Source organism: Deltaproteobacteria bacterium (genome assembly GCA_017302835.1).
Taxonomy (GTDB): Bacteria; Bdellovibrionota; Bdellovibrionia; order Bdellovibrionales; family Bdellovibrionaceae; genus UBA2316.
Genome location: JAFLCC010000007.1, coordinates 184288 through 193046 on the forward strand (window position 1 = coordinate 184288; position 8759 = coordinate 193046).

At 41.2% G+C, this 8759-nt stretch carries 11 protein-coding genes; 9 read left to right on the forward strand and 2 right to left on the reverse strand.

Annotated elements, in window-relative coordinates; translation table 11 throughout:
- Window positions 1-83 precede the first annotated feature (83 nt).
- The 9 genes from J0M15_10115 to J0M15_10155 are packed head-to-tail and all read left to right on the forward strand — an operon-like array spanning window position 84 to window position 7689.
- Window positions 84-686 carry a TetR/AcrR family transcriptional regulator gene (locus J0M15_10115; protein MBN8537396.1) on the forward strand — a complete coding sequence of 201 codons (603 nt, stop codon included), beginning with the start codon at window positions 84-86 and terminating at the stop codon, window positions 684-686.
- Between the two features lie 15 nt (window positions 687-701).
- On the forward strand, window positions 702-1127 hold the full coding sequence (locus J0M15_10120) for a hypothetical protein (GenBank protein MBN8537397.1): 426 nt from the start codon (window positions 702-704) through the stop codon (window positions 1125-1127).
- Between the two features lie 14 nt (window positions 1128-1141).
- Window positions 1142-2449, forward strand: a complete 1308-nt coding sequence (locus J0M15_10125; GenBank protein MBN8537398.1) for a TolC family protein — start codon at window positions 1142-1144, stop codon at window positions 2447-2449.
- Between the two features lie 2 nt (window positions 2450-2451).
- Complete coding sequence (locus J0M15_10130) at window positions 2452-3192, forward strand: efflux RND transporter periplasmic adaptor subunit (GenBank protein MBN8537399.1); 741 nt, start codon at window positions 2452-2454, stop codon at window positions 3190-3192.
- Window positions 3193-3194: 2 nt separating this feature from the next.
- A complete protein-coding gene (locus tag J0M15_10135) occupies window positions 3195-3935 on the forward strand; it encodes an ABC transporter ATP-binding protein (GenBank protein ID MBN8537400.1) in 741 nt (246 codons plus the stop codon).
- A gap of 5 nt (window positions 3936-3940) precedes the next feature.
- Window positions 3941-4864 (forward strand): ABC transporter ATP-binding protein, encoded by a 924-nt coding sequence (locus J0M15_10140; protein ID MBN8537401.1) that lies wholly within the window; start codon window positions 3941-3943, stop codon window positions 4862-4864.
- Window positions 4861-5985, forward strand: coding sequence for an ABC transporter permease (locus tag J0M15_10145; protein ID MBN8537402.1), 1125 nt, complete (start codon window positions 4861-4863; stop codon window positions 5983-5985). The genes J0M15_10140 and J0M15_10145 overlap by 4 nt, the downstream gene beginning before the upstream one ends.
- Entirely contained in the window at window positions 5982-7109 is a 1128-nt protein-coding gene (locus tag J0M15_10150) for an ABC transporter permease (GenBank protein MBN8537403.1), read from the forward strand. The genes J0M15_10145 and J0M15_10150 overlap by 4 nt, the downstream gene beginning before the upstream one ends.
- A 4-nt stretch (window positions 7110-7113) precedes the next feature.
- The gene (locus J0M15_10155) at window positions 7114-7689 is read left to right on the forward strand and encodes a chalcone isomerase family protein (protein MBN8537404.1); all 576 of its coding nucleotides are present in this window, start codon (window positions 7114-7116) and stop codon (window positions 7687-7689) included.
- Window positions 7690-7920: 231 nt separating this feature from the next.
- Here J0M15_10155 and J0M15_10160 read toward each other — a convergent pair whose 3' ends face one another.
- Together J0M15_10160 and J0M15_10165 are read right to left on the reverse strand one after the other, a co-directional pair.
- Window positions 7921-8130, reverse strand: a complete 210-nt coding sequence (locus J0M15_10160; GenBank protein MBN8537405.1) for a hypothetical protein — start codon at window positions 8128-8130, stop codon at window positions 7921-7923.
- The gene (locus tag J0M15_10165) at window positions 8117-8437 is read right to left on the reverse strand and encodes a recombinase family protein (protein MBN8537406.1); all 321 of its coding nucleotides are present in this window, start codon (window positions 8435-8437) and stop codon (window positions 8117-8119) included. Before J0M15_10165 ends, J0M15_10160 begins: the two co-directional genes overlap by 14 nt.
- Window positions 8438-8759 lie beyond the last annotated feature (322 nt).

The following is an 8759-nucleotide window of genomic DNA, read 5'->3' on the forward strand; positions in this document are numbered from 1 at the left end:
GGAGCATTTGTTTTTCTTTCCCGTATTTAGACGAGATATACATTTATATTGTATTTTTATACATTTGTATATAGTGTTTATTTATGAGCGCAAAAGACGCAATATACACCGCAGCAATAGAGCTTTTCTCAAAACGTGGTTTCGATGGGGTTTCTATAAGAGATATCGCGACCTTGGCCAACGTGCATTTTGCTAGTATTCGGTATCACTTTGGAGACAAAGAGGACCTATATAATGCCTGTATTTCGAAGCATGGTGAAAGTCGACTCGTGTCGGCAAAGCGGTTTTTGGGTGCAGAGCCTAAGAGCGTTGAAGATATACGCCTTCGCTTAGGATATGCGATTGATGACGTATTCCGAATTCACAATGAAAATCCATTTCTAACAAAACTGTTGCTGCTTGAAGTAGAATCAACGGATCATCGAGCGGATCTCGTGCTAAAAAAGACAATGGTTGCAATGACAGCAACCTATGCCCAGTTTTTCAAGATTTGCCAAGAAAAGAAATTTATCCACAACAATTTAGATCCGCTCTTTATTACTCAATCTCTTATGGGTATTTTGCATCATTTTATGAGGACAGAATCAACCAGGGAACGACTGCTATCCCACAAAAAATTAAAACACAACGATAGCAAAGAACTTATGGTTGAAAACATAATTACCTTATTTCTTGGAAAGAAATAAAAAAATGGAGAACCTATGGAAAACACGAAAAAACTGAAACCTAAAAGGCCACTTTTAATAACCTTGTTATCTATCGTTGCCACTCTGTTCGGAATTGCGACCATAAAAGAAGGTGGAGCTGTTCTCTTTACTGAGGCCGGCAATCAAGGCGCGGGGAACTTCGTCCCATTTGTCTTATGGTTCAATTTTTTTGCAGGCTTTGCATATATCCTTGCCGGGACTATGCTCTTTAGGCTGAAAAGTTGTTCTCGAAAACTTTCCTCTGTAATTGCGATCGCCACAGTCATTGTATTTATGATTTTCGGAGTCCATATTTTAAACGGAGGTGCCTATGAACTTCGAACAGTTGTCGCTATGACGCTTCGATCTGGAATATGGATTGCCATCGCCCTTTTTGCCTTAAGGGCAGATGTGCTTAAACCAATCGATTGCAAATGCTAAGCAGGGGGCAAAAAATGAAATGCTTTCTGATATTAGTCCCTTTGTTCGTTTATACAAGCGGGGCCCTCGCCAAAGACAATTACGCTCCACTGACCCTAGCCGCAGTCGAGCGTCAGGCTTTAGATTCATCGTTTAATGCAAAGACGATAAATGCCGAGCTGGAAGCAGCTCAAAATAGAGCTGAGGCCCAGCATTCCCTTCTCTATCCAAAACTCACGCTGGAAGGAACCTACAAGTATATTACGGAAGTGCCCACTCTCAAATTTCCTGGAGGAGCTACCACGCCTTTTGGCGACCATCAAAACTACTCCATAGGTCCCACAATAACGTGGAACCTTTTGGATTTTGGTTCAACGAGAAAATTGGTAGGTGGGGCAGAAGCATTAAAAGCCTCAAAAGAAGCTGAGAAGGATTTAATTAACAGACAAATACTGCTCGCAGCTCGCTTAGCCTATTTTAAAATTCAACTGAGAGCCGAGCAGCAAAGGTTAGTGACAGACTCTTTAAAACTTGCGGAGTCTCAACATAGAGACATTCAAAATCGAAAAAATATCGGTTCATCAAATCGGATCGACTTACTTGCGGCACACAAAGAAGTATTAAATTTAAAACTTCAATCTCGCCAACTACAGTCAGATCTTTCTTCGGATTTAAGAGATATTTATGCACTTATTGGTCGCAATGAATCATCGCTCGCTCCAGGCCCAGCCGGGATTGACCCTATTCAAAAATCTTTGGTCGCTCTCGGTAAATATGAAGAGGCTTATCTGAGCGATAATGGGTTAAGCCAACACCCCCTCCTGAAAATGCATTCCGCCGCCGCCGAGTCGCTTCGTTTAACATCAGAAAGCTTCAGCGCAAATACACTTCCAAAATTGTCGCTTTTTTTAAAAACATCGATCGACTATCCAAATGGTCCCATTTTAGAAAACATCAATCAAAATACAGTTGGCCTCATTCTAAGTATGCCGATTTATGAGGGCGGTCGGTCCTCAAGTGATGCCGCTGAAAAACAGAACTTGGCCGTCGCAAGCGATAACCGTCGAGAACAAGCCCGAATAGATATTTATCGAGATTGGCAAAAAGCCAAAGACCAACTTAAGGGCCTTCGTGATAAGCGTGAAATTCACGACGACTCAGTAAGGGAAAGTATCGAAAGAGCAAAATTAGTCTATGGATCGTATCGCGCTGGGCGGTCGAGTTTCTTAGAGGTTCAGAGCGCAAATCTACATGCTCTAGAGGCAAAAGTACAAGCCACAACTAATGACGTTCAAATTCTAATTCAACTGGCCTATCTGGCAAGTATCTCTGAGGAGCAATAATCATGAATTCGAAAAAGCCTTTCAATAAAAAACTTTTAATTCCGATTCCATTGATCTTGCTTGCGGTCATTGTTTACCTGGTTTTTGGACGAAAATCAGAATTCCTCTATGTTGGAACTGTCGAGGCGACAAAAATTGACATCTCGTCTCGAATCTCATCCGTAATTTCCGCATTTCCCGCGAGTGAAGGTTCTAAAGTAAAAAAAGGCGACCTTCTTGTTCAGATGGCCTGTGAGGATATTAAGCTCAGCTTAGATTCAGCTAAAAAAGATTTTGAACGCGCCGAAAGACTTTTTAAGCTAGGCTCCCTGTCTCAGGAAAATTTTGATCACCTCAAAACAAAAAAAGACGAATCTTCTTTAAAAATGGATTGGTGTGCAATTAGCGCTTCGAAAGACACCTCCGTTCTCAACACCTACCGTGAGGAGGGTGAATACGTAAATCCAGGAACCAAACTTCTCACGTTGGTTAATCTGTCTGAAGTTTGGACCGTTATTTATGTTCCGCAGCTCCTTCTCTCTCAGATATCGACAGGAATGAAAGTGACAGGCTTTCTGCCGGAGCTAAACATGCGTCGTTTTGAGGGCAAAATCTCCGCTATTAGCGATGCCGCCGAATTTACGCCAAAGAACGTTCAAACTCGTGAAGAACGAACACGATTAGTATTTGGAGTGAAAATTACATTTATGAACCCTGATGAGCTACTAAAGCCAGGTATGTCCATAGAAGTTAAGCTGGAGTAGAAATGCAACAGAACAGCATTGGAATCAAAGTTCTGAATATCAAAAAAAAACTCGGCATTAACCAGGCCCTCAATGGAATTTCCACAAATTTTGAAGAAGGACTTTTACATGGCGTCATTGGTCCAGAAGGTGCTGGAAAAACAACGCTCCTAAGAACTCTGCTCGGCCTCCTAAAACCAGACCAAGGGGAAATTCAATTCACAAATCGCGGTGATTTAATTCAGTACAAAGATATTCGTTCGTCAGTTGCCTATATGCCACAACAGCAAAGTCTTTACGCTGACCTTTCAATCTCTGAACATCTTGATTTTTTCTGTGACCTCTATCAAATTCCAAGTGCCATTTATCAAAAACGTCGAGAAGATCTTTTACACATTACTCGCCTTGACAAGTTTATTGACCGACCGGCAGGAAAGCTATCCGGCGGGATGTATAAAAAACTTGGTCTGATGTGTGCATTACTTCAATCGCCCTCGGCAATTTTATTGGATGAACCCACAAATGGGGTCGACCCAATAAGTCGACGAGAATTCTGGGACTTACTTTATCGCCTTTCAAAAGAAAAAATACTCATCATTTTTGCCACAGCCTATATGGACGAAGCTGAACGCTGTGATCGCGTCCATGTTTTATCGTCGGGTTCTCTCATCGCGGAAGGAACTCCACGCGGTATTCTAGAGCAAGAAAATGTTAAAAACTACGACGCCCTTTTTTTAAAAAAGACCGCTGAAGGCCTATTGTGAAAAACCTGAGTACGGTTTCGGTCGATGTATCAGAACTCACTGTAAAATTTGGCGACTTTATTGCTGTTAACAACATTTCTTTTTCTGTGGGCACGGGAGAAATCTTTGGGTTTTTAGGGGCTAATGGCGCCGGAAAGACAACAACTATTCGCGTTTTATGTGGCCTCTTGGTCCCAACCTCCGGCCGGGTTCAAATCTCCGATGTCAGTTCTAATGAAGGCAGTGAGGCGATGAAATCCAAAGTCGGCTATATGTCGCAAAAATTTACGCTCTACAATGATTTAACTGTCGACGAAAATTTCGCATTTACAGCGAGCCTCAGAAAGCTAACCAGTTTAACCCTAAAGAAACGTAAAGACGAACTCCTTGAATTTATCAATTTTTCTAAGCCCACAAACACATTAGTTCGAGATCTTCCAGGTGGAATCAAACAACAGGTCTCACTGGCAGCTTCCATTTTGCATGATCCTGAAATTATATTTCTCGACGAGCCTACAGCCGGCGTAACACCAGCTGCAAGAGCACGGTTCTGGGCGCTTATTCGAAAGCTCTCTGGTAACGGAAAAACCGTTTTTGTAACGACTCACTATATGGATGAGGCTGAGCAATGCGGACGGATCGCTCTTATGCGAGCTGGTGAAATCATCGCTCTTGATAGTCCAGAGAATCTTAAGAAGAATACCTTTCCTGATTCACTCTTCGAACTCGATCCCAAAGGCGATCTTCCTGAGGACATTTTGAAGCTCATTCAGACCCATGAGGCCATTGGTTCTATTGATAGCTATGGGATGCGGTATCACTTAACAATCCGTGACCCTTTAAAATGGGAAAGCCTTCGTGGGGACCTTTCGACCTCATTCGCAATTCGGGAAATTCAACCATCACTCGAAGATGTTTTCATTCGCTTGGTTGAAGGAGCTGCGAGATGATTTTTGAGTTCAGCTTAAGAAGAGCCCTTTCAATAGCGAAAAAAGAGAAATTTCACATACTGAGAGACCCATTTACACTCACGATGGCAACAATCCTTCCTGTTCTTTTAGTCCTTATTTTTGGATTGGCTATTGAGTTTAATGTTAAAGATATCGGACTGACTGTTCATGATTCAGACCGCACATTTTCATCCCGAAAGCTCGTCGAGGTTTTCTCAAGCTCGCAATATTTTAAAATAAATCAAAATCAAAGTTCTACAGAGAATGCCATAAAGAATCTTGATTCTGATCGTTCAAAAGCTATTTTAATCATTGAACCCCAATTCGAACACAGCCTTCTTTCTGACGGAACTGCAAAAGTACAATTTTTTTTGGACGGCGCTGACAATTCGACTGCTGGGGTTATTCTTGGGTATCTCGGAGGGATTCAACAAGCAGCAACCCTAAAGCTTACGGGTCAGGAAGGCCAACCATTCTTACAATTAAAAACTCGGTATCTTTTTAATCCTGAGCTCAGCAGTCCGTGGTTTGTCGTTCCAGGCCTAGCTGTCGTTGTTATAGCTATTCTTTCAATTCTATTAACCGCTCTAACTGTTGCCAGAGAGTGGGAAAATGGATCAATGGAACTTTTACTTTCAACTCCCGTTCAACCACTTGAGATAATCATAGGCAAACTTATACCATACACAATCATAGGTTTGGCTGCTGTATTACTTGTCGTGATTGTCGCAATCTTTGGATTTGGCATTCCTTTCGCTGGGAATTTTTTTCTATTTGGACTTGGAAGTTTTATTTTTCTTATCGCCTGTTTAGCCCAAGGTATGTTGATTTCAGTTTTAATCCGCACACAACAGCTTTCAATGCAGGTTGCAATGATTACGGGTCTACTTCCATCGCTCCTACTTTCCGGATTTATTTTTCCATTAGAAAGCATGCCCACAGTATTTCAGAACTTTACATCAATTTTGCCATCAAAATGGTTTATGATAATTAGTCGGGGAATATTTTTGAAAGGCGCTGACCTGATCGATCTTAAAATTCCATTTGTTGGTTTATTTGTTTTGAGTTCGATTCTCATTGTCACGGCCACTAAAAAATTCAAAAAGGATCTGGAACCATGAACCGTTCAACCTTTGCAACTGTAATTGGTTTTTTAAAAAAAGAATTTTCTCAAGTGTTACGTGACTCGCGGATGCGCATAATTCTTCTTGTTCTTCCCGTATTGCAAATGGCGGTATTTGGCCTTGCAATTTCTACGGAAGTTAAAAATATAAAACTCGGCACCATTTATAACCCAAATGATACTATTCTGAGGCGCATTGAAGAAAGAAGTTTTTCTTCAAAATGGTTTATACCAGCAATTGGCAGGGGGACTTCCAATGACGCGAATGCCGACCCCCTTGAACAAATTCGCTCTGGTCGGGCTGACGTTGTTTTAATATCTCCTCCAGGTGGTCTTACAAAAGACATCGAACGCGGCGAGCGTAACGTTCAACTTTTAATAGATGCATCAAATGTTATTCGTGCACAAAGTATCGAGCGTTACATGCAATCAATCATCAATGAAGTTCTTCGTGATGAATTTCAATTGACGGTAACGTCACCCGTTATCTTCGATGTGCGAATTCTTTATAATCCTTCACTTGAAAGTGCAATTTTCATGGTACCCGGGACCCTAGCGATGATTTTATGTATTGTAACGATTCTTCTGACAAGCATGTCCATCGCCAGAGAAAAAGAAATGGGAACATTTGAAATGATTATTTCAGCTCCGGTCAAAACCTGGGAAGTCCTTCTCGGAAAAACGATACCATTTATTATCATTGGGATGATTAATGCGGCCTCGATTTTCATGTTTGCTATTTTGGTATTTAAAGTCCCGATGAAGGGATTTTATTGGCACCTTGCCATCGCAACATTTTCATTTATTGTGACCACAGTTAGTATTGGGACACTCATTTCAACGTTCGCCAAAAACCAACAGCAGGCAATGATGGGTGGCTTTATCTTTTTGCTGCTTTCAAATCTTTTGGCTGGAATTATGTTTCCTATTGATAATATGCCCGTATTTATGAAAGTTGCGGCGTATATGAATCCGATGACTTATTTCGTTAGGCTTGTTCGAAACATTATGCTTAAAGGCGGATCGCCAGAGCTGATCTGGAGCTACATTGGAATTTTGGTATTAATGGCAGTCTTAACCGCGATAGTGAGCTACAAGCGATTTCATCATACATTGGATTAAAACTATGTCAGTACATCTAAAAGAATTTAAACTCATGAGTCTTCTGCTTGCAGTTTTTTTTTCAACCAACGCCTTTGCTAGTGATTCTGAAGAATTCAAATTCCCAAATGAAACTGTGGTTGAAAGTGAAAAACTAATTCTCAATGGCCAAGCGATTCGGAAAGTGACAATTTTTAACATTAAGGTGATGATGGTCGGTCTTTATTTAAAAACAAAATCTGATAATTCGGAGCAGATTCTTTTAAGTAAAACTTTAAAGCAAATTCAGATACGATTTCTAAGAAATATTGCATCTGAAAAAATATCAGGAATGTTGCGAGAGCAGTTGGTAAAAAAGTGTCTGAGTGAATGCATTGCCTTAAAATCTAAAGCTGATCATCTTGGTCAAATGATGATTGATTTTAAGGCTGGAGACTCACTCACTTTTATTTTCTCAAACGAAGAAGTTAAGCTCCTAACAAACAATAACGCTTCTGGGACGATTCAGGGTAAACATTTTTCCAATGCGCTGCTCTCTCTTTGGATCGGTGACAATCCAATTGATGATAGCCTCAGAAGAGGACTACTTGGTGCATTTTAAATGCTGCTGGTTTTGATCTTGATTGAGCGTAATTGCAGGTAAGAATTAGCATTCAGATACAAAATCTTGGTCACCAGTGGTGAGAAGCGAAACGAAGGATAAGGCTCGCAAGTCGCGAGACCTAGAAAATGCGGGCTCTCTTTTGTTGAAATAGCAAAGTCGCTCAAACTCAGTAAATCTCGAATATACGAGTTGCTTCGAAACAAATAGACGAAGCGTCTGGAAGGACGCTTACGGGTTTTGCTTTGATGCAGTTTGGGCAACCGAGCTGCTTGGCTTTTCTTTGAAGAATCTAGGCGATCCCCATGTTGCGGCGCGTGATTCATACACGACTTTAGCTTGAGCCCTCCAGATCCAATTCTGTAAAATTTCAAGTCGCCCACTGGCCGCGAACACAAGGACTACGCCAACAACCCACGCAAAAAGTTTATCTAAGTTCATACTGACCTCCATTTTTGATAATTAAAATTTTCTGTTCAAAACGCTGCACGATATTTCGAATAGCAGCCCAACTCCATTTTTTACCTTCACGGGATTTGATTTTATGTTTATCCAACTCTTGATTGATTTGATGGATGGTGCGTCCGTCAGCCCACATCCGATGGATCTTGAGCAACACAGGAAATTCAGTTGGATGTTTAGTTAGAGCGCCTTCGAAGTAACAGAATCCATAAAATGGCCTAGCGCCGGATTTAGCTTTCTGTTGCAGCACTGCCATCCGTGTTGTCACAGTACGGGCGGGTCTCATGTTAATTTTGCTCTTTTTTAGGATCTTCAAAATCTTCTGTTTTGAACAAGAATAGAGGCCAGCGATGTCCGACGCAGAACTGCCAGAAAGGTACTTTTCGACTATTTCCTTGGAATAATCGACCCTTTCTGAGATACAGATTTGAGTGATTCCAAGGGGTTGCATTCGTTTGGATATTGATGCGCTTGGATCACCATGTAGAAGTTTAGATCTGATCTGACACATCTCGGATAGCGAGAATGTGGAAAACTCAGTTACCCTTTTGTTTAGCAAAAAACAAACAAGATCAAAACGATCTAGAAAAGGTAACTGAATTTATGCA

Bases quoted from the DNA above. Each gene is read 5' to 3' on its own strand.
- J0M15_10120 (MBN8537397.1), top strand. From the start codon at position 702: ATGGAAAACACGAAAAAACTGAAACCTAAAAGGCCACTTTTAATAACC.
- J0M15_10130 (MBN8537399.1), top strand. From the start codon at position 2,452: ATGAATTCGAAAAAGCCTTTCAATAAAAAACTTTTAATTCCGATTCCA.
- J0M15_10145 (MBN8537402.1), top strand. From the start codon at position 4,861: ATGATTTTTGAGTTCAGCTTAAGAAGAGCCCTTTCAATAGCGAAAAAA.
- J0M15_10165 (MBN8537406.1), bottom strand. From the start codon at position 8,437: ATGAGACCCGCCCGTACTGTGACAACACGGATGGCAGTGCTGCAACAG.
- J0M15_10125 (MBN8537398.1), top strand. From the start codon at position 1,142: ATGAAATGCTTTCTGATATTAGTCCCTTTGTTCGTTTATACAAGCGGG.
- J0M15_10135 (MBN8537400.1), top strand. From the start codon at position 3,195: ATGCAACAGAACAGCATTGGAATCAAAGTTCTGAATATCAAAAAAAAA.
- J0M15_10160 (MBN8537405.1), bottom strand. From the start codon at position 8,130: ATGAACTTAGATAAACTTTTTGCGTGGGTTGTTGGCGTAGTCCTTGTG.
- J0M15_10150 (MBN8537403.1), top strand. From the start codon at position 5,982: ATGAACCGTTCAACCTTTGCAACTGTAATTGGTTTTTTAAAAAAAGAA.
- J0M15_10115 (MBN8537396.1), top strand. From the start codon at position 84: ATGAGCGCAAAAGACGCAATATACACCGCAGCAATAGAGCTTTTCTCA.
- J0M15_10155 (MBN8537404.1), top strand. From the start codon at position 7,114: ATGTCAGTACATCTAAAAGAATTTAAACTCATGAGTCTTCTGCTTGCA.